Origin of the sequence: Caballeronia sp. INML2, assembly GCF_023631365.1 — a bacterium.
GTDB lineage: Bacteria > Pseudomonadota > Gammaproteobacteria > Burkholderiales > Burkholderiaceae > Caballeronia > Caballeronia turbans.
The window spans coordinates 142,152-163,364 of sequence record NZ_JALQDH010000023.1; the positions used below are offsets into that span (position 1 = coordinate 142,152).

Annotated in this window: 16 protein-coding genes; 7 read left to right on the plus strand and 9 right to left on the minus strand. The window is 63.7% G+C overall.

The window, feature by feature from the left end:
- Positions 1 to 61: 61 nt before the first annotated feature.
- From NCT32_RS09130 to NCT32_RS09150, 5 genes are all read right to left on the minus strand, one after another.
- Complete coding sequence (locus tag NCT32_RS09130; protein WP_061119709.1) at positions 62 to 1,954, minus strand: propionate--CoA ligase; 1,893 nt, start codon at positions 1,952 to 1,954, stop codon at positions 62 to 64.
- A 145-nt stretch (positions 1,955 to 2,099) separates the two neighbouring features.
- The gene (locus tag NCT32_RS09135) at positions 2,100 to 2,579 is read right to left on the minus strand and encodes a hypothetical protein (protein WP_061119710.1); all 480 of its coding nucleotides are present in this window, start codon (positions 2,577 to 2,579) and stop codon (positions 2,100 to 2,102) included.
- Complete coding sequence (locus NCT32_RS09140; RefSeq protein WP_061119711.1) at positions 2,576 to 2,842, minus strand: hypothetical protein; 267 nt, start codon at positions 2,840 to 2,842, stop codon at positions 2,576 to 2,578. The genes NCT32_RS09135 and NCT32_RS09140 overlap by 4 nt, the downstream gene beginning before the upstream one ends.
- Positions 2,843 to 2,974: 132 nt before the next feature.
- On the minus strand, positions 2,975 to 3,727 hold the full coding sequence (locus NCT32_RS09145; protein ID WP_086961307.1) for a 5'-methylthioadenosine/adenosylhomocysteine nucleosidase: 753 nt from the start codon (positions 3,725 to 3,727) through the stop codon (positions 2,975 to 2,977).
- 2 nt (positions 3,728 to 3,729) lie between these two features.
- Entirely contained in the window at positions 3,730 to 6,096 is a 2,367-nt protein-coding gene (locus NCT32_RS09150) for a UvrD-helicase domain-containing protein (RefSeq protein ID WP_061119713.1), read from the minus strand.
- A gap of 196 nt (positions 6,097 to 6,292) precedes the next feature.
- Here NCT32_RS09150 and NCT32_RS09155 point away from each other — a divergent pair, with 196 nt between their 5' ends.
- Together NCT32_RS09155 and galU are read left to right on the plus strand one after the other, a co-directional pair.
- The gene (locus NCT32_RS09155; RefSeq protein WP_061119714.1) at positions 6,293 to 9,160 is read left to right on the plus strand and encodes a valine--tRNA ligase; all 2,868 of its coding nucleotides are present in this window, start codon (positions 6,293 to 6,295) and stop codon (positions 9,158 to 9,160) included.
- Positions 9,161 to 9,238: 78 nt separating this feature from the next.
- Positions 9,239 to 10,120, plus strand: coding sequence for a UTP--glucose-1-phosphate uridylyltransferase GalU (gene galU, locus NCT32_RS09160; protein ID WP_061119715.1), 882 nt, complete (start codon positions 9,239 to 9,241; stop codon positions 10,118 to 10,120).
- 81 nt (positions 10,121 to 10,201) lie between these two features.
- Here galU and NCT32_RS09165 read toward each other — a convergent pair whose 3' ends face one another.
- From NCT32_RS09165 to NCT32_RS09180, 4 genes are all read right to left on the minus strand, one after another.
- A complete protein-coding gene (locus NCT32_RS09165; protein ID WP_035509205.1) occupies positions 10,202 to 10,429 on the minus strand; it encodes a sulfurtransferase TusA family protein in 228 nt (75 codons plus the stop codon).
- 64 nt (positions 10,430 to 10,493) lie between these two features.
- A complete protein-coding gene (locus NCT32_RS09170; RefSeq protein ID WP_061119716.1) occupies positions 10,494 to 11,510 on the minus strand; it encodes a Gfo/Idh/MocA family oxidoreductase in 1,017 nt (338 codons plus the stop codon).
- Complete coding sequence (gene iolG, locus NCT32_RS09175; RefSeq protein WP_061119717.1) at positions 11,507 to 12,511, minus strand: inositol 2-dehydrogenase; 1,005 nt, start codon at positions 12,509 to 12,511, stop codon at positions 11,507 to 11,509. The genes NCT32_RS09170 and iolG overlap by 4 nt, the downstream gene beginning before the upstream one ends.
- Entirely contained in the window at positions 12,501 to 13,379 is an 879-nt protein-coding gene (locus NCT32_RS09180) for a MurR/RpiR family transcriptional regulator (RefSeq protein ID WP_061119718.1), read from the minus strand. Before NCT32_RS09180 ends, iolG begins: the two co-directional genes overlap by 11 nt.
- Positions 13,380 to 13,580: 201 nt before the next feature.
- Here NCT32_RS09180 and NCT32_RS09185 point away from each other — a divergent pair, with 201 nt between their 5' ends.
- The 5 genes from NCT32_RS09185 to iolD all read left to right on the plus strand — a co-directional run bounded on the left by NCT32_RS09185 (position 13,581) and on the right by iolD (position 20,647).
- The gene (locus NCT32_RS09185) at positions 13,581 to 14,633 is read left to right on the plus strand and encodes a sugar ABC transporter substrate-binding protein (RefSeq protein ID WP_061119719.1); all 1,053 of its coding nucleotides are present in this window, start codon (positions 13,581 to 13,583) and stop codon (positions 14,631 to 14,633) included.
- Positions 14,634 to 14,787: 154 nt separating this feature from the next.
- On the plus strand, positions 14,788 to 15,954 hold the full coding sequence (locus NCT32_RS09190; RefSeq protein ID WP_061119720.1) for an ABC transporter permease: 1,167 nt from the start codon (positions 14,788 to 14,790) through the stop codon (positions 15,952 to 15,954).
- Positions 15,955 to 15,967: 13 nt separating this feature from the next.
- Entirely contained in the window at positions 15,968 to 16,756 is a 789-nt protein-coding gene (locus NCT32_RS09195; protein ID WP_061119721.1) for an ATP-binding cassette domain-containing protein, read from the plus strand.
- Positions 16,757 to 16,769: 13 nt separating this feature from the next.
- Positions 16,770 to 18,764, plus strand: coding sequence for a bifunctional 5-dehydro-2-deoxygluconokinase/5-dehydro-2-deoxyphosphogluconate aldolase (iolC, locus tag NCT32_RS09200; protein ID WP_061119722.1), 1,995 nt, complete (start codon positions 16,770 to 16,772; stop codon positions 18,762 to 18,764).
- Positions 18,761 to 20,647, plus strand: coding sequence for a 3D-(3,5/4)-trihydroxycyclohexane-1,2-dione acylhydrolase (decyclizing) (gene iolD, locus NCT32_RS09205; protein ID WP_061119723.1), 1,887 nt, complete (start codon positions 18,761 to 18,763; stop codon positions 20,645 to 20,647). Before iolC ends, iolD begins: the two co-directional genes overlap by 4 nt.
- The last annotated feature ends 566 nt before the right edge of the window (positions 20,648 to 21,213 follow it).

Consider the following 21,213-nt stretch of genomic DNA (forward strand, 5'->3'; position numbering starts at 1 on the left):
ATGCATCGCGGCGGGCGCGCCGGTCCTTCAGCGGATCGCGCGCCCTTCGCGTTTCAGGCACTCAGTTTCCCAGCGCTTCTCTCACCTGCATCAACGCGCCCGGATCTTCGATGGTCGGCAACTCGCCCGGATCGCGCCCTTCGGCGAGCGCCGCGATCGCTCTTCGCAGCAGCTTCCCCGAGCGCGTCTTGGGCAGCATCGTCACGAAATGGACTCTGGCCGGACGCGCGATCGCCCCGAGCTGCGAATCCACCGCGTGACAGAGCTCCGCCTCCATGCCCTCGCGCGCGCCCGGCGCATTGATGCGATCCGCATCGCGCAGCACGACGAACGCCGCCGCGGCCTGGCCCTTCACCGAATCCGCAATTCCGACGACCGCGACTTCGGCCACGGCCGGATGCGCCGACAGCGCCTCCTCGATCTCGCGCGTCCCGAGTCTATGCCCCGCGACATTGATCACGTCGTCGGTGCGCCCGAGAATCGACACGTAGCCGTCTTCATCCTGCACGCCCCAGTCGAAGGTCGAGTAGACCATCTGATCCGGCACGCTCTTCCAGTACGTATCGACGAAACGCTTGTCATCGCGCCACACGGTCTGCATGCAGCCCGGCGGCAACGGATACGACAGCGTGACGACGCCCTTCTCGCCCGGCGCGCATGTATCGCCCGTTGCTTCGTTGCGCAGCTTGAGGTCGAAGCCCATCGACGGCACGCCCGGCGAGCCGAGCTTCGTCGGCAATTCCTCGATGCCGCGCGGAATCGCGATCATCGGCCAACCGGTTTCCGTCTGCCAGTAGTTGTCGATGACGGGCTTCTTCAACGCGCTCTGGATCCACTGCGCGGTCGGCTCGTCGAGCGGCTCGCCCGCGAGAAACAGCGTGCGCAGACTCGACAGATCGTATTTCTCCATCAGCGCCGGGTCCTGCTTCTTGAGCACGCGAATCGCAGTCGGCGCGGTGAACATCAGGTTGATTTTGTACTGCTCGACGAGCCGCCACCAGACGCCGCCGTCGGGACGGATCGGCGTGCCTTCGTACATCACCGTCGTCAGTCCGGCGATCAGCGGCGCATAGATGATGTAGCTGTGCCCGACGACCCAGCCGACATCCGATGCGGTGAACATCGTGTCGCCCGGCGCGCCCTGAAAAATGTGCTCCATCGATGCGGCGAGCGCCACCGCGTAACCGCCGACATCGCGCTGCACGCCCTTCGGCCTGCCCGTCGTGCCGGACGTGTAAAGCACGTACGAAGGCTCGTTGGATTCGAGCCATTCGCAGGGGACGTGGGCATCGAAGAATTGCTCGCGCAGCGGCTCGTACGAGACGAGATAGCTCGCCTGCAGACGCTCGGGCGCGAGCTGACGGTCGATCAGGAGCACCTGCGGCACCTTGTATTCGGCGCGAGACAGGGCTTCGTCGACGAGCGGCGTGTAGTCGATCACCTTGCCCGCGCGCGCGCCGGCATCGGCGGTGACGATGAGCGCAGGCTCGGCGTCATCGATGCGTGCCGCGAGATTCGGCGCCGCGAAGCCGCCGAACACGACCGAATGAATTGCGCCGATACGCGCGCACGCGAGCATCGCGAAGAGCGCTTCGGGGATCATCGGCAGATAGATGAGCACGCGGTCGCCCTTCGCCACATGCAGCGAACGCATGACGGCGGCCATCCGGTTCACTTCCGCATGCAGCTCGGCGTAGGTGTAGCGGCGCTCGATGCCCGTTTCCGTCGAGACATAGACGAGCGCGTCCTGTTGCGCGCGCGAGGCCAGATGCCGGTCCACCGCGTTATGGCACAGATTCGTCTTGCCGCCGACGAACCAGCGCGCGAACGGCGGCTTGCTGCGGTCGAGCACCTGATCGAATGGCGTCTGCCAATGAATGCGTCGGGCCTGTTCGGCCCAAAACGCTTCGGGCTCCTCGATCGACCGTCGATACGCTTCCTGGTAAGTCGGCATGCGCGTCCTCTGCAAAGCGGCGTTGGCTGGCTTGAATGCGGTGCATGGGACCGGAACAGGCGCTGAAGCGCCGGCTCCGGTCGACACAGGATAGAGCAGCCATCGAACGCTTGCTAGACAGGGCGCGCCCTGATCGGTCCGCTCGTCAGATCGCCCGGCTGCGCGTGGCGGGAACGGGCGCGGGCCCGGCGGCCGCATGCTTGAGCAGCACCGGCGCAAGCTCGCCCGCGACCCGGATGCTCGACACGACGACCATGCGCACGCCGCTGCCCTCGGTCAGCGTGCGCAGCGTTTCGCGCGTCGTTGCGCGCGCCGCGATGCGCGGCTCGATCACGATCAGGCCGCGGCAATATGCGGCGAGCATCGCGCGATGCGTGCGCATCCAGGCGGCGCGCAGACGCGCGTCGTCGGCGGTTTCGTTCTCGTCGTGCTCGGCCACCAGCACGAAGGGCGTCGCGAGCGCCAGGAGGCGTCGCATCTGCGCACTCCATGCGAACGCGTAACCAGGTTTCACGGCGCGAGGACGCAGGCGCACGAGCGGGAATCGGCTCGCATCGAAAAGGCGCTCGTCGAGTGCGAGCGAGGGCAGCGTGACGGGTGTCGAAGTGGAATCGGCGGCGTTCACAGCGGTTTCGGGCTCCAGTAGTTCAGCGCGGCGACGAGCGACGGCCAGCGCGAACGCCGCGGCGTCACGCGTTTCCTGGGCTGCGTGACGCGCGGCGGACGACGCGTCGCTTCCTTCGGCGCCTGAGTGGCCGCTTCGCTCCATGCGCGGCGCGTGGTTTCGAGAACCTTGGCGGCGTTCGTCGAAATCGCGCAACGCTCGTCCATCTCGCGCGGCGGACGCTCTTTACCCGTGATGCCGCTGGCGGTGAAATCGTTGGTCATGTCGTCGGACCTCCCGTTTGCTCGATGACTGCCTCACGTCGAGCGACTCATTGTATTGAGAATCATTCTCAACTACAAGCGGGAATTTTCGATGAAAACCAGGACTACCGGAAGGCGAGCGTTGGCGATGAATCAGGCGGCGGCGCGCAAGAACCGCGACAAGATGCCCGACGAGTAAGTCGCGGCGATCGACGTCAGGAATTCGGCGAAGGATGCGGGCGCGGCAGCGTCGGCCGTATCGGAAATCGTGCGCACGACCGCGCACGGCACGTCGTGCTCGTAGCAGACCTGCGCGATGGCCGCGCCTTCCATTTCGACCGCGAGCGCGTCCGGCAAGGCAGCGCGCAATGCGAAGAGCGCGTCGTGGCTCGCGATGAAGCGATCGCCGCTCACAACGAGCCCGCGATGCACGCGCGGCGCGGCGACGGCGAAGCGTTCCGACAGCGCGCCGCCCTCCTCGGCGATGAACGCGCCGGCGGCCGCGGCGAGTACGTCGGAAAGCGGGCGATCGGCGTCGAACCCGGCGCGGTCGAGCAGCGGCACTTCGTAGCGCGCAAAGAGCGGCGATGCATCGAGATCGTGCTGCATCAACGCATCCGCGACGACGACGTCGCCTACCTGCACATCCGCCCGCACGCCGCCCGCGACGCCGGTGAAGACGATGGCATCGGCCTCGAAGACGTGGATCAGCGCGCTCGCGGTCGCCGCCGCGGCGACCTTGCCGATGCGCGCCAGTGTGACCACGACGGCCCGGCCATGCGCCTCGCCGACGTAGTACTCGCGCCGCCCGAGCGTGACCGTGCGAACCTCGCCCGCCGCCTGCATCTGCGCGATCAGATCACCTAGTTCCTGCGGCAGCGCCGCCATGATCCCGAGCCGCTTCATGCTCATTCCACGGCCTGGAGCTTCGCGACCGAGAGCGCGAGCCATTTTTCGCCGTGGCGCTTGAAGCGCACTTGCGCGCGCGCGTCGCCGCCGGAGCCTTCGAGCGCCGTCACGGTGCCTTCGCCGAACTTCGTGTGAAACACGGCCTGGCCGACCTTGAAGCCGGACTCGGCCGCGCGCTGCTCGTTCGCGAACGCGGGCAGCGTGGCGCTCGCCTGGCTGCCGCCGTAGGTCGAACCCCCGCGTTCCTGGCCGGGACGCGCGAACCAGTCGCGGCCCCAGCCGGCGTTGTCGGCGCGTCCGCCCCAGCGCGCGCCCGCCTCGATCTTCGGCGTGAGCCACTTGAGCGAGCCTTCCGGCAGTTCATCGAAGAATCGCGAGCGGATGTTGTAGCGCGTCTGACCGTGCAGCATGCGGCTCTGCGCGAACGACAGATAAAGCCGCTCCTTCGCCCGCGTGATCGCCACGTACATGAGACGCCGCTCCTCCTCCAGCCCGTCCGATTCCTGCGCGCTGTTCTCGTGCGGGAACAAACCTTCTTCCAGCCCGGTGATGAACACCGCCGTGAACTCGAGGCCCTTCGCCGCGTGCACCGTCATGAGTTGCACGGCGTCCTGGCCGGCCTGCGCCTGGTTGTCGCCGGCTTCGAGCGACGCGTGCGACAGAAAACCGGCGAGCGGCGTCATCGTGTCGGGATTCTGCGCGGGATCGGCGATGCCGGGCGCATCGAGCACTTCGATCTCGCCGTCCTCGCTCACCGCCGCGATCTCCGGCGCCGATGTCGCGCCCGGGCGCAGCGGAATCGAGCGCGCGGGCGTGTCGAGGCCGTACCCTTCCTCGCTGACGAACGCAGCCGCGGCGTTCACGAGTTCCTGCAAGTTCTCGAGACGATCCTGCCCTTCGCGCTCGGTTTCATAGAATGCGGCGAGACCGCTCGCGCGCACGACGTATTCGACCGTTTCCGACAGGCTCATCTGCTGCGTCTCGGCGCGCATCTTTGCGATGAGCGTCGCGAACGCGCCGAGGCTCGAGCCCGCCTTGCCGGTGACATACGGCACGGCGGCGGCCATCGAACAGTTGTAGAGACGCGCCGCGTCGGCCAGTTGCTCGATGGAACGCGCACCGATGCCGCGCGTCGGGAAATTGACGACGCGCGCGAACGCGGTGTCGTCGTTCGGGTTGTCGATCAGACGCAGATACGCGAGCGCATGCTTCACTTCCTGACGCTCGAAAAAGCGCAGGCCGCCATACACGCGATACGGAATGCCCGCGTTCACGAGCGTATGCTCGATGGTCCGCGACTGCGCGTTGCTGCGATAAAGCACCGCGACCTCGCCGCGCGACACGCCCGTATTGATGAGCGCCTTGATCTCCTCGACGATCCAGCCCGCTTCCTGCGAATCCGTGGCGGCCTCGTAGACGCGCACCGGCTCGCCGTGGCCCGCGTCGGTGCGCAGATTCTTGCCGAGCCGCCGCGCGTTGTTCGCGATGAGATAGTTCGCCGTATCGAGAATGTGGCCGTGCGAGCGGTAGTTCTGCTCCAGCTTGATGAGATTGCGCACGCGAAACTCGCGCTCGAAGTCGTGCATGTTGCCGACGTTCGCGCCGCGGAATGCGTAGATCGACTGGTCGTCGTCGCCGACCGCGAAGATCGCGTTGTGCTCGCCCGCGAGCTGTTTCAGCCACGCATATTGCAGCTTGTTCGTGTCCTGAAACTCGTCGACGAGAATGTTGCGAAAGCGCGCCTGATAGTGCGCGCGCAGCGGCGGATTGTGCGCGAGCAGCTCATGACAGCGCAGCAGCAGCTCCGGAAAGTCGACGACGCCCTCGCGCTGGCATTGCTGATCGTAAGCTTCGTAGAGCTCGACGAACTTGCGGTTGAACGCGTCGGTGGCATCGACGTCTTTCGGACGCAAGCCCTGCTCCTTCGCGTTGTTGATGAAGTACTGGAGGTTCTTCGCCGGATACTTTTCGTCGTCGACGTTCAGGCCCTTCATCAGACGCTTGATGGCCGAAAGCTGGTCGGCCGTATCGAGGATCTGGAAGGCCTGCGGCAGGCCGGCGTCGCGGTAATGCGCGCGCAGCATGCGGTTGCACAGGCCGTGAAAGGTGCCGATCCACATCCCGCGCGTGTCGATCGGCAGAAGCGCGGAGAGACGCGCCATCATTTCGCGCGCGGCCTTGTTCGTGAAGGTGACGGCCAGCACCGTCGGCGGCGACGCATAGCCCTGCTGGATCAGCCATGCGATGCGTGTGATGAGCACGCGCGTCTTGCCGCTGCCGGCGCCCGCGAGAATGAGCGCGGGCTCGTTCGGCAGCGTCACGGCGGCAAGTTGTTCGGGGTTCAGATTCGCGAGCAGGTCGGGCATGGGAAAGTGCAGCGGCAGGAGAGCGGGCCAGAAATAATTCTGGCGACGGGCCGGTCATTATAAGACCGCGCTGATGGAGTCGCCGGCTGCCGCAGCGCGCCCGCCCACGGCCCGAATTCGTCCGACGGACCGCGCGGAACCTTATAATTGGGGATTCCCCCGCATTTTTTCACGCATTTTTCGGCAGATTCCACAAATGAGCGACAGCACGCTTGCGAAGAGCTTCGAGCCTCAAAAGATCGAGTCCCAATGGGGCCCGGAATGGGAAAAACGCGGCCTTTGCGCGCCCACGTTCAAAGAAGGCGCGAAGAATTTCTCCATCCAGTTGCCGCCTCCGAACGTCACCGGGACGCTGCACATGGGGCATGCGTTCAACCAGACCATCATGGACGGTCTCACGCGCTATCACCGCATGCTCGGCGAGAACACGCTGTGGGTGCCGGGCACGGACCACGCGGGCATCGCGACGCAGATCGTCGTCGAGCGCCAGCTCGACGCGCAGGGCGTCTCGCGCCACGACCTCGGCCGCGAGGAATTCCTGAAGCGCGTCTGGGCATGGAAGCAGCAGTCCGGCTCGACGATCACGAATCAGGTGCGCCGCCTCGGCGCGTCGATCGACTGGTCGCGCGAGTACTTCACGATGGACGACAAGATGTCGGCCGCCGTGCGTGACGTATTCGTCACGCTCTACAAGCAAGGCCTCATCTACCGGGGCAAGCGTCTCGTGAACTGGGACCCGGTGCTCGGCACGGCCGTGTCGGATCTCGAAGTGGTGAGCGAGGAAGAGAACGGCAGCCTGTGGCATATCCGCTATCCGCTGCCGGACGGCTCCGGCCATCTGACGGTTGCGACGACGCGCCCCGAAACCATGCTCGGCGACGTCGCCGTGATGGTGCATCCGGATGACGAGCGCTATCAGCATCTGATCGGCAAGACGGTCGTGCTGCCGCTTTGCGATCGCGAAATCCCCGTCATCGCCGATGAATACGTCGATCGCGAATTCGGCACCGGCGTCGTGAAGGTCACGCCCGCCCACGATTTCAACGACTACGCCGTCGGCCAGCGCCACAAGCTGCCGCAGATCGAGATCCTCACGCTCGACGCGAAGATCAACGACAACGCGCCCGAGAAGTATCGCGGCATGGACCGCTTCGATGCGCGCAAGGAGGTCGTGAAGGATCTCGAAGCGCTCGGCCTGCTCGAATCCGTCAAGCCGCACAAGCTGATGGTGCCGCGCGGCGATCGCACGCAGGTCGTGATCGAGCCGATGCTCACGGACCAATGGTTCGTCGCGATGACCAAGCCCGCGCCCGAAGGCACGTTCAATCCTGGCAAGTCGATCACGGAGACGTCGCTCGATGTCGTGAGAAGCGGCAGGATCAAGTTCGTGCCGGAGAACTGGACCACGACGTACTATCAGTGGCTCGAGGACATTCAGGACTGGTGCATCTCGCGTCAGTTGTGGTGGGGCCATCAGATTCCCGCGTGGTACGGCGAGAACGGCGAGATCTTCGTCGCGAAGACCGAGGAAGAGGCCCGCGCCGATGCCGACGCGCAAGGCTACAAAGGGCCGCTCAAGCGCGATGAAGACGTGCTCGACACGTGGTTCTCCTCCGCGCTCGTGCCGTTCTCGTCGCTCGGCTGGCCGAACAAGACGAAGGAGCTCGAGGCATTCCTGCCCTCTTCCGTGCTCGTGACCGGTTTCGACATCATCTTCTTCTGGGTCGCCAGAATGGTGATGATGACGACGCATTTCACCGGAAAGGTGCCGTTCGACACCGTCTATGTGCACGGCCTCGTGCGTGACGCCGAAGGTCAGAAGATGTCGAAGAGCAAGGGCAACACGCTCGACCCGATCGACATCGTGGACGGCATCGATCTCGAATCGCTCGTCGCGAAGCGCACGACGGGCCTCATGAACCCGAAGGCCGCCGCGCAGATCGAGAAGAAGACGCGCAAGGAATTCCCCGAAGGCATTCCGTCGTTCGGCACGGATGCGCTGCGCTTCACGATGGCGTCGATGGCCACGCTCGGCCGCAACGTGAACTTCGACCTCGCGCGCTGCGAGGGCTATCGCAACTTCTGCAACAAGCTGTGGAACGCCACGCGTTTCGTGTTGATGAATTGCGAAGGCCACGATTGCGGCTTCGCGAATCCGGGCGCGTGCAAGCCGGGCGATTGCGGTCCGGGCGGCTACACCGATTTCTCGCAGGCCGACTTCTGGATCGTGTCGCTGCTTCAGCGCGTGGAGGCGGAAGTCGAGAAGGGCTTCGCGGACTATCGATTCGACAACGTAGCGAACGCGATTTACAAGTTCGTGTGGGATGAATACTGCGACTGGTATCTCGAACTCGCGAAGGTGCAAATCCAGAACGGCACGCCGGAACAGCAGACCGCGACGCGCCGCACGCTGTTGCGCGTGCTGGAAACGGTGCTGCGCCTTGCACATCCGATCATTCCGTTCATCACCGAGGCGCTGTGGCAGAAGGTCGCTCCGCTGACCGACGCGTTCCCGTCGGGCGCGAAGGAAGGCGACGTTTCGATCATGACGCAGCCCTACCCGCGCGCCGAGCAGAAAAAGATCGACGAATCCGCGGAACAGTGGGCCGCCGAACTGAAGAGTGTCATCGATGCATGTCGTAATCTGCGTGGCGAAATGAATCTGTCGCCCGCGGTGAAGGTGCCGTTGCTCGCGCACGGCGACGCGGCGCGCCTCACCACGTTCGCGCCGTATATCGCCGCCCTCGCGCGTCTTTCCGAAGTGAAGATCATCGACGACGAAGCCGCCCTCGACAAAGAGGCTCATGGCGCGCCGGTCGCGATCGTCGGCACGAGCAAGCTCGTGCTGAAAGTCGAGATCGATGTCGCCGCGGAGCGTGAGCGTCTGACGAAGGAAGTGGACCGGCTGAATGCCGAGATCGCTAAATGTAACGCGAAGCTGGGGAATGAAAGCTTTGTTGCAAAAGCACCGGCGGCCGTCGTTGAACAGGAGCGCAAAAGGCTGGCAGAATACGGAACCACCATCGAGAAACTTCAGGCCCAATTATTGCGTCTGCCCGCCTGAAATTGGGGGTTCGAATCATTTATCGATCCGTTCCGGTTGTCTCGACGTTTCAATGATTAAGAGGATCAGGGTCATCACATGCTAAAAGTTACCAAAGCGGTTTTTCCCGTCGCGGGTCTGGGCACGCGGTTCCTACCGGCGACCAAGGCAAGCCCGAAGGAAATGCTGCCTGTCGTGGACAAGCCGCTGATTCAGTACGCGGTCGAGGAAGCGATGGCGGCCGGCATTACAGAAATGATCTTCGTGACGGGTCGCAGCAAGCGTGCCATCGAAGACCATTTCGACAAGTCCTATGAGATCGAAGCGGAACTCGAGGCGCGCGGCAAGGACAAGCTGCTCGAACTCGTGCGCAGCATCAAGCCGAGCCACGTGGACTGCTTCTATGTTCGTCAGGCCGAAGCACTCGGTCTCGGCCACGCGGTGCTGTGCGCCGAGAAGCTCGTCGGCGACAACCCGTTCGCCGTGATCCTCGCGGACGACTTGCTGTACGGCAAGCCGCCCGTCATGACGCAGATGATCGAAGTGTTCGACCACTATCACAGCTCGGTGATCGGCGTCGAAGAAATCCCGCCTGAGGAATCGAAGTCTTACGGGGTCATCGACGGCAAGGAGTGGGAAGACAATATCTTCAAGCTCGCGGGCATCGTCGAGAAGCCGGAACCGGCCGTGGCGCCGTCGAACCTGGGCGTGGTCGGCCGTTACGTGCTCAAGCCGCGCATCTTCGATCACATCCGCGCGCTGAAGCCGGGCGCGGGCGGCGAACTGCAACTGACGGACGCGATCCAATCGCTGCTGTCGGACGAGCAAGTGCTCGCGTACAAGTACCACGGCACCCGTTTCGATTGCGGCAGCAAGCTGGGCTATCTGAAGGCCACGGTGGAGTTCGCCCTGCGTCATCCGGAAGTGAAGGCCGATTTCGAGGAATACCTGCGCAACCGCGCGCCGATTCTCGAAGGCTGAAGCACTGGCCGATCCGGTTGAACAAAAATGCCCGTCACCTGCGTGACGGGCATTTTGTCTTTGGACGCCTGTTTGTCTCTTTCAGCGACGACGCATCAGAAAAATAAACGTCTTGTCCTGCGACGTCGACTCGACGATCTCGTTGCCGGTCTGCTTGGCGAACGCCGCGAAATCGCGCTGCGATCCCGGGTCGGTTGCGAGCACTTTCAGAATCTGACCGCTCGTCATGTCGGCGAGCGCCTTCTTGGCCCGCAGAATCGGCAACGGACAGTTGAGCCCGCGCGCGTCGACTTCCTTGTGAACTTCCATCGCGATTGAACCTTTCTTTGCCTGTGGGTGAGCGCTCGGTGAAGGTTCGATTCTAGCGCAGCAGTCACAACTCCACCGCCCGCCCGCTTTCATAAGCCTGCCGCATCGCGATGCCGATACGCGTCGCTTCCCGCGCATCTTCCAGTGTGAGCCCGGTCGGTCTCCCGTCCGCGAGCAACGCCACGAACGCCTGTGTCTCGCGCAAAAACGCATCCTCGAAGCGCTCGAAGAACGTCGGCGTGCAGGCATTGCGCATACCGTTTGCATCGGCGATCTCGACGCGGTTCGCGCGCGGATTGCGCCCCACCGACAGCGCGCCCGCCGTGCCGATCACCTCCGTCTGCGTGTCGTGCCCATGCGCCATCGTGCGCGATGCGTACAACACCGCAATCCGCCCGTCCTCGAACTCGATGGTGCCCACGCCGTTGTCGATGTCGCCGCACTCGCGCAAGCCGTCGTGAATCGCAATGGTGCCGCTCGCATATACGCGCCGGGCGCGCGGATTGCCGAGCAGCCAGCGCGCGAGATCGATGTCATGCACGCTGCAATCGAGAAAGAGCCCGCCCGATGTCGGCGCGAATCGCACGAAGAAGCCGTCCGGATCGTTCTTGTCGCAGGTCTGCGAGCGCACCATGAAGGGCCGGCCGATCGCCCCTTTCGCGATGCTGTCGAACGCATCGCGATAGCTCGCATCGAAGCGCCGCACGAAGCCGATCATCACATGCAGATGCGCATGACGCGCATGTTCTTCCAGCACGGCGTCGCATTCGGCGAGATCGAGCGACAGCGGCTTCTCGCAGAACACGTGCTTGCCCGCGCGCAATGCGGCGATGATCTGCCGCGCATGCAGCGACGTGGGCGTGACGAGCCACACCGCGTCGATGGAAGCGTCCGCGAGCAGTTCATCGTAGTCCGCATGTAGCGACAACTCGGGCAACGACGCCTCCGCCCACGCACGCTCTTCCTTCACCGGGCTGCACGCCGCGACGAGTCTCGCGCCCGGCACGTGCCACGCGAGATTTTCCGCATGCCGGCGCCCGAGCCGCCCCAGTCCGACGATACCGACGCGCAACGGATTCATGCGACGTTCTCCCCAAGCGTGACGATGCGCTTCTCGCGCCACGACAACGTCGCGGCTTCGGCCAGTTCCAGCGCCTTCAATCCGTCCGCGACCGTCGTACGCACCGGCTTGCCCGACTCGACCGCATCGAAGAAATGCGCGATTTCCGCCGCGTAGGCCGCGCGATAGCGCTCCAGAAAGAACGCTTCGGGCTTGTCGCTCGAGACCGCCGCTGTCGTATAGGCGGTGACTTCCGTCGGCCGCACGTTGCCCGCTTGCAGCATGCCGGCGCTGCCGAGCAACTCGAAGCGCTGATCGTAGCCATACGCCGCGCGCCGCGCCGTGTTGATCTGGCACAGACGCCCGCGCTTCGTGCGAATCGTCACTGCCGTCGAATCGATATCGCCCGCATCGGCGATGGCCGGATCGCTCAGGCAACTGCCCGTCGCGTGCAGCGTGTCGGCTTCGTCGTCGAGAATCCAGCGGAAGATATCGAAGTCGTGGATCAGCATGTCCTTGAAGATGCCGCCCGAATGCTTGATGTACTCGACCGGCGGCGCGCCCGGATCGCGGCTCGTGACGATCAGCATCTCCGGCTCGCCGATCTCGCCCGCATCGATGCGCGTCTTCAGCGCCGAAAACGTGGGATCGAAGCGGCGCTGAAAGCCGATCATGCAGACGACGCCCGCTTGCGCGACAGCATCGGCGCACGCACGCGCGCGCTCGATCGTGAGATCGACGGGCTTCTCGCAGAACACATGCTTCTTCTGCGCCGCGGAGGCGAGAATCAGATCCGCATGCGTGTCCGTGCTCGAACATACGACGGTCGCAGCGACGGAGGCATCGCCCATCGCGCCGTCGACGTCGGCGACCTGCGCTCCATATAAAGCCGCCAACGCGCACGCCGCGTTACGATTCACATCGACGACGTATTTCAAACGCACGCCCGGCTGCCGCGCGAGATTGGCCGCGTGGATCTTGCCGATGCGCCCTGCCCCGAACACCGCCACATCAATCGTCATAGCCACCTGTCTCCTTGGATTCCTCGACGTTCAACTCCAGCCGGTACGCGAGCGCGATGAACAACGCCTGGCACAGGCAAATGGTGCTCGTGAGCGAACGGAACGCGAACGCGCTGCCTTCCTTCACGAACAGGCTCGCGCTCGCGTGACGCGCGAGCGGCGAAAGCTGGCTATCGGTGATGACGAGGGTCTTCGCACCGTGATGCTGCGCGGCGCGCACGCAGTACTGCGTTTCCTTGCCGTAGGGCGCGAAGCTGATCGCGACCACCACATCCCCCTTCTTCACGCTGCGGACCTGCTCGCGGAACATGCCGCCGAAGCCCGAAATCAGATGCACGCGCTTCTTCGTGTGCTGCAATGCATAGACGATGTAGCTTGCCACCGCGAACGACCGGCGCACGCCGATCACATAGATGTTCTCGGCCTGCGAAAGCATGTCGACGGCGGCTTCGAACTGCGCGTCGTCGAGGCCGGCTTCGAGCTCGTCGAGACCCGTGCGGCTCGCCGCGATGAACTCGCGCGCCACCGACAGGCCCGACGCCTCGCCCGCCTTCTCGTCGATGAGCTTGCGGATGCGCTGCTGATAGCTCTGCTGCGAGCCGCCCGCGCCCGTGTAGGCCTGCCTGAACACGGCCTGCAAGTCGGAGAAGCCGGAGAAGCCGAAGCGCTGCGCAAAACGCACGACCGCGGACGCGTGCACGCCGCATGCACTCGCGATATCGCTCGTGCGATCCATCATCACGCTCTGGCGATGCTGTTCGATGTAGCTCGCGACGCTCTTCAACTGGCGCGGCAGGGAGTCGTACGCGTCGGTGATCCGCTGCATGAGTTCGTCGACGCTTTGTACGTCGGTGCTGGCGTCATCCATCAGAGGCTCTTTCGATGTTCGTCGTAGAACCGATTATAGGAACGCGGCAAGCAAATTGGAATGTATTTTCCATTTGCTGAACCAATAAAATATCTGTTGCAGACCACCGAAAACTGACCTACTCTTGGTCCTGAGCAAGGCACATCAAAAGGTCGGCTCGCGAGACATCACACCAAACAACAACCGAGATAGGTGGAGACAATGACCCTTTGCAACGGTCGGGCCGCGCTGCGCGCGCTGGTGGCTGCTGCTGCGTTGTGCAGCGCAACGTTGATGGCGGCGAGTCCCGCTCACGCGGCGCCCGACGCGAAGTTCGTGCTGATCAGCCACGCGCCGGATTCGGATTCCTGGTGGAACACCATCAAGAACGCGATCAAGCAGGCGGATGAAGACTTCAACGTGCAGACGGACTACCGCAATCCGCCGAACGGCGATATCGCGGACATGTCGCGTCTGATCGAGCAGGCCGCCGCGCGCAACTACGACGGCGTCATCACCACCATCGCCGACTTCGACGTGCTGAAGAGTTCGCTCAACAAGGTCACCGCGAAGAAAATTCCACTCGTTACGATCAACTCGGGCACCGAAGAACAAAGCGCGCAACTGGGCGCGATCATGCACGTCGGCCAGCCCGAATATGTCGCGGGCAAGGCGGCGGGCGAAAAGGCGAAGGCCGCGGGCATCAAATCGTTTCTGTGCGTGAACCACATCGCGACGAACACGGTTTCGTTCGATCGCTGCCGCGGTTTCGCCGATGCGCTCGGTGTCGACTACAAGGCCGCGACGCTCGATTCGGGCCAGGACCCGACCGAGATCCAGTCGAAAGTCTCGGCGTTCCTGCGCAATCATCCGGACACGCAAGCGATCCTCACGCTCGGACCGACGCCCGCTTCCGCGACGCTCAAGGCAGTCGCCCAAATGGGCCTGCAAAACAAGGTCTATTTCGTCACCTTCGACTTCTCCGATGACATCGCGAAAGCGATCAAGGACGGCACGATCAAGTTCGCGATCGATCAGCAGCCGTATCTGCAAGGCTATATCCCGGTGGCGGTACTCGCGATCGTCCACAAGGAGCACACCACCGATCCGGCGAAGATCCGCCAGATTCTCGAAGCGAATCCGAAGTTCAAGGCACGCCTCGCAACCTACGGATTGGAACCGTCGTACGGCCCCAGGAACATTCGTTCGGGTCCGGGCTTCATCACCAAAGAAAATCTCGACAAGGTCGTGAAGTACGCCGGTCAATATCGTTGATCCCGGCATGACCTTCTTCGGGCGGCTTCGGTAAGCCAGGAACCGCCCGCTTTTCTCAAGTCCACTGTGTCCTTACTGCGTCCGTTCGCGGACGCGGCAGGGGCGCGCGCATCGCCGCTGAACTGAACTTCGTCTCGAGTCTCAAGGAGCCATCATGGGCGTAGCCGGCAAGCATTACCCTCCCCACGTGAATCCTCAGCAGGACACCGCTGACACACCTGACAACGCGAAGCCCTCGGATGAGCGCGTACGCCGGCAATCGTGGTTCGGTCATTTGCTGAATCGCCCTGAATTCGCGGCCATTTCGGGCACGGTGCTCGTGTTCCTCGTGTTCGGCTTCGGCGCGGGTTCGTCGGGCATGTTCAACCTCGACGGCGTCATGAACTGGTCGCAGGTCGCCGCCTATCTCGGGCTGCTCGCGGTCGGCGCGTGTCTTCTCATGATCGCGGGCGAGTTCGACCTGTCCATCGGTTCGATGATCGGTTTCGCGGGCATGATGGTAGCGTTGCCCTCGGTCTACTTTCACTGGCCGTTGTCGCTTTCCATTCTCTTCGCCTTCGTGATGTCGATGCTGCTCGGCGCATTGAACGGCTATCTCGTGATGAGGACGCGGCTGCCTTCGTTCATCGTCACGCTCGCCTTCCTGTTCATCCTGCGCGGCCTGACGCTCGCGCTGTCGATCATGTTCGCGGACCGCACCATCATCTCCGGCGTGGGCGATCTCGCGCAGGCCGATCCGATCGCCAACACGCTCTTTCATGGCGTCGCCCTCCACGGCGTGTTCACCTGGCTCGCGCACATGGGCATCGGCAAGTTGCTCGATAGCGGCGAGCCGCTCGTGCCGGGCATTCCGAAGGTCATCATCTGGTGGCTCGTGCTCGCGGCAATCGGCGCGTTCGTGCTCGCCAAGACGCGCTACGGCAACTGGATTCTCGCGGTCGGGGGCGATGCGAATGCCGCGAAGAACGTCGGCGTGCCGGTGAAGCGCGTGAAGATTTCGCTGTTCGTGCTGACCGCGTTCTGCTCGTGCCTGTTCGCCGTGCTGCAAGTGTGCGACATCGGTTCCGCGGCGGCCGACCGCGGCCTGCAGAAGGAATTCGAGGCGATCATCGCGGCGGTCATCGGCGGCACATTGCTGACGGGCGGTTACGGCTCGGTGGTCGGCGCATGCTTCGGCGCACTGATCTTCGGCGTCGTGCAGATCGGCATCACTTATACGAACGTGAGCTCGGACTGGTTCCGTGTGTTCCTCGGCGTGATGCTGCTGATCGCCGTGCTCTTCAACCACTACGTGCGCCGCCGCGTCTCGCAGGCTCAATGAGAGGAGAACCGACATGAACGACGACAACATCCTCGCACTCGAGAACGTCAGCAAGTTTTTCGGCAAGGTGATCGCCCTCAACGGCGTCACGTTGCGGCTCAAGCGCGGCGAAGTGCATTGCCTGCTCGGCGACAACGGCGCGGGCAAGTCCACGCTCATCAAGACGCTCGCGGGCGTGCATGCGCCCTCTTCCGGCGACTATCTGGTCGATGGCAAGCCGGTCCATTTCGAATCGCCGAAGGAAGCGCTGGATCTCGGCATCGCGACCGTGTATCAGGATCTCGCGCTCGTGCCACTGCTTTCGGTGGCGCGTAATTTTTTCATGGGTCGCGAACCGCAGAAGAAGCGCTTCGGCCTCTTCAGCGTGATGGATCTCGATCTCGCCGCCGAAACCTCGCGCGCCAAGCTTGCGGAAATGGGCATCAACGTGCGCGATCCGCATCAGCCCATCGGCACGATGTCCGGCGGCGAGAAGCAATGCCTTGCGATCGCGCGTGCGATCCACTTCGGCGCACGCGTGCTGATCCTCGACGAACCGACCGCCGCGCTCGGCGTGAAGCAGAGCTTCAACGTGCTGAAGCTGATCCACAAGGCGCGCGAAAAAGGCATCTCGGTGATCTTCATCACGCACAACGTGCATCACGCCTATCCGATCGGCGATTCGTTCACGCTGCTCAATCGCGGCCGCTCGATGGGCACGTTCACGAAGGACACCATCAGCAAGAACGAAGTGCTCGACATGATGGCGGGCGGCGCCGAAATGCAGCAGATGATGACCGAACTCGAAGGCGCGACGATCTGAGGACATTCAAGCCATGCCAACACAAACCACCTCTCGCTTCGCGCCGGACCGAACACGCGATATCGTGTGCCTCGGACGTCTCGCTGTCGATCTCTATGCGCAGCAGGTCGGCGCGCGCCTCGAAGACGTATCGACGTTCGCGAAATATCTCGGCGGCTCGTCCGCGAACATCGCGTTCGGCTGCGCACGGCTCGGTCTCGCTTCGTCGATGCTCGCGCGCGTCGGCAACGATCACATGGGGCGCTTTCTCACCGAGACGCTCCAGCGCGAAGGTTGCGACGTGAGCCATGTGCGCATCGATCGTGAACGGCTCACCGCCCTCGTGCTGCTCGGCCTCGAAGACCGCGACACGTTTCCGCTCGTGTTCTATCGCGAGAACTGCGCGGACATGGCCGTCGATGAAGCCGATTTCGACGAAGCGTTTATCGCGTCGTCGAAGGCATTGCTCATCACGGGCACGCACTTCTCGACCGAGCAGGTGAACCGCACGAGCCGCCGCGCGCTCGACTATGCGCGGCGCAACGACGTGCGCACGATCCTCGACATCGACTATCGGCCGGTGCTGTGGGGTCTCACGGGCAAGGCCGATGGCGAAACGCGCTTCATCGCGAACGAAGGCGTTACCGCGCATCTTCAGCGCATCCTGCCGCTGATCGATCTCGTGATCGGCACGGAAGAAGAGTTTCGCATCGCGGGCGGCAAGGACCATCTGATCAACGCGCTCGCGATGGTCCGCAAAGTCACGAACGCGACGCTCGTGGTGAAGCGCGGGCCGCTCGGCTGCTCGATCATCGAGGGCGCGGTGCCCGCCTCCATCGACGATGCGCCGATACACGGCGGCGTCGAAGTGGAGGTGCTCAACGTGCTCGGCGCGGGCGATGCGTTCGCGTCCGGCTTCCTCTCTGGCTGGCTGCGCGACGAGCCGCTCGAAGCCTGTGCGCGAACGGCCAATGCATGCGGCGCGCTCGTCGTGTCGCGTCACGGCTGCGCGCCCGCAATGCCCACGCCTGCCGAACTGGATTACTTCCTCGCCGCGGCCAGCGAAGATCCCGCACGCATGCGCCGACCGGATCGCGATGCGACGCTCGCGCGGCTGCACCGCGTGAGCCCGAAGCGCAAGCAATGGGATGAAGTGCTCGGCTTTGCGTTCGATCATCGCAACCAGTTCTTCGATCTCGCGCAGCAGACGGGCGCGAGCGAAACGCGCATCGCCACATTGAAAAACCTGTTCGTCGATGCCGTCGCGCAGACCGAAAAGGAACTCGGGGTCGAAGGACGCATCGGCGTGCTGATCGACGACCGCTACGGCCAGGATGCGCTGAACGCCGCCACGGGCCGCGGCTGGTGGGTCGGACGTCCGGTCGAATTGCCGGGCTCGATGCCGCTCGTGTTCGATCACGGCCGCTCGATCGGCACGACGCTCGTGCAATGGCCGCGCGAGCAGGTTGCGAAGTGTCTCGTGCAATATCACCCCGATCATCCGCATGACGTGCGGCTCGAACAGGAAGCACAGTTGCGCGCGCTCTACGATGCCGTGCAGGAAAGCGGCAACGAGCTTTTACTCGAAGTGATCGTGCCGAAGAACGGTCCGCCCGTGGACGATGACACCGTGTATCGCGCGTTGAAGCGTCTCTACAACCTCGGCATCTATCCGGAATGGTGGAAGCTCGAACCGATGAGCGCGAAGCAGTGGCAGTCGATCGATGCGCTGATCGCCGAACGCGATCCGTATTGCCGCGGCGTCGTGCTGCTCGGGCTGTCGGCGGCCGTCGATCAGTTGCGCGACGGGTTCAAGGCTGCGGCATCGTCGAAGACCTGCAAGGGCTTCACCGTCGGACGCACGATTTTTCATGAACCGAGCCATGCGTGGCTCGCAAACGAGATCGACGACCGCGAATTGATCGCGCGCGTGCGCCGTACCTTCGAAACTTTGATCGGCGCATGGCGCGAAGCGCGTGGCGCGTCGCATGTGGACGATCGCCAGATCAAACAGGAGCAAGCCGCATGAACCAGCGTGCTACACAAACGGAGACGGCCGCGACTTCGGCGACCGTTCGACTGACCGCCGCGCAGGCCGTCGTGCGCTATCTCGCGGCGCTTCGTACCGGTAACGGAGAAGCGCTTTTCGGCGGCGTGTTCGCGATCTTCGGGCACGGCAATGTCGCGGGAATCGGCGAGGCGCTGTATCGGCATCGGGATGAATTGCCGACGTATCGCGCGCACAACGAGCAGGCGATGGCGCATGGCGCGATCGCGTATGCGAAGGCGCACATGCGCCGCCGCATGATGGCGGTGACGACGTCCATCGGCCCGGGCGCGACCAATCTCGTGACCGCCGCCGCGCTCGCGCATGTGAATCGCTTGCCTGTTCTTCTGTTGCCTGGCGATATCTTCGTGTCGCGCGCGCCGGACCCTGTGCTGCAGCAAGTCGAGGACGGTCAAGATGGCGGCGTGTCTGCGAACGATGCATTGAAAGCGGTCTCGCGATACTTCGATCGCATCGTGCATCCCGCGCAGTTGTTGAGCGCATTGCCGCGCGCGATTCGCGTGCTCACCGACGCGGCCTTGTGCGGCCCCGTCACGCTCGCGTTGCCACAGGACGTGCAGGCGATGGCCTATGACTATCCTGCATCGTTCTTCGCGCCGCCCGTCGTCGAGTTCCATGCACCCGCGCCGATTCCCCGCGAGATCGAACGCGCCGCCGCGATGCTGCGCGAAGCACGTGAACCGATGATCGTATCGGGCGGCGGCGTGCTGTACGGACTCGCGACCGATGCCTTGCGCACCTTCGCGCACAGGCACGGCATTCCCGTTGCGGAGACGCAGGCGGGCAAAGGTGCGCTGGCGTGGGACGATGCGTTGAACGTCGGCGGCATCGGCGTGACGGGCGGATCGGGCGCGAACGAACTCGCCCATGCGAGCGATTGCGTGCTCGCTGTCGGCACGCGCTTGCAGGATTTCACGACGGGATCGAACACGCTTTTCACGCAGGCGCGGCTCGTGGCGATCAACGCGAATCCGTTCGATGCGTTGAAGCAGAACGCCGTTGCCGTGCAGGCGGATGCGCGTGTCGCGCTCGATGCGTTGTCGGCGGCGCTCGGCGACTGGCGCGCATCGCCGCAATGGACGACGCGTGCGCACCGGCTCGCGAACGAGTGGCGCGAGACCGTCGCGCATGTGACGAACACGCCACTCGCGGACGGCGTGTTGCCGCGCGAGGCCGATGTCATCGGCGCGGTGCAGCGTTCGGACGATGCATCGCCCGAGAACGATATCGTCGTGTGTGCGGCCGGCACCTTGCCTGCGGATTTGCAGAAGCTCTGGCGCACCGGACGACCGGGCGGTTATCACGTCGAATACGGTTATTCGTGCATGGGCTATGAGATCGCAGGCGGTCTGGGCGTGAAGCTCGCGCGGCCCGAGCGCGAGGTGATCGTGATTGTCGGCGACGGCAGCTATCTGATGATGAATAGCGAACTTGCGACTTCGGTGATGCTGGGCGCAAAAATCATCGTGGTGCTGCTCGACAATCGCGGCTTCGGGTGCATCAATCGATTGCAGCAGGCTTGTGGCGGGGCGCCGTTCAACAATCTCATCGACGATTGCAGGCAAGGCGCGCCCGGTGCGCCCGAGATCGATTTCGCGATGCATGCGCGCGCGCTTGGGGCTTTGTCGGAGCATGTGTCGAGCATCGACGAGCTGCAAGCCGCGATGAAGCGCGCGCGGGCCGCAGATCGAAGTTATCTGATTTCGATTGATACCGATCCGGCTCGGCCCACTGAGGAAGGTGGATGGTGGTGGGAAGTCGCCGTGCCGGAAGTATCGGACCGCGCGGCGGTCGTCGTTGCTCGTGAGGCTTATGAGCGGGCGCTCGAGGCTAGGGGACTTTAAGGGGTTTTTCGTGGAAGCCTGCTTTGTTGTTGGTTTATTGGCGTTGCCCCTGTGCGGGGCGGCAGTCACTTTCTTTGCTGCTGCAAAGAAAGTAACCAAAGAAAGCAGCTCGAGACGCCCGCGGTCACACGCAGTTTGGCCATGCTTGCCAGCCCATCGTGGGCTCAGTAGCGAGTGCCCTCATAGGCCCCATCGGACGGGGATCGCGCACGGTCTGACTAGCTAGTACTCAAACGAAGCTGGTTCAGCACCAAACGGCTTCGGCACAGCGCTACGCGCTGCCGCTGGGTTTGCAAGGGACAACATCGGTCTGCACTTGCAGTGAGATGGAGGCGTTAGTAAAGAAAGTTCGGGCAGACCCGATGGACCGGTCGGCCGCGAAGCGGGCTGGAGCCATTTGGTGCTGAACCGCTCCGCTGTGCGACGCGCGGTGACAGACCGTGCGCGAGCCAAGCCCGATTAGTCTTGTGGGGGCGACACTTAGGTAGCCCACGATCACATGGCAAGCGTGGCCAAACTGCGTGTGACCGCGGGCCTAACGAGCTGCTTTCTTTGGTTACTTTCTT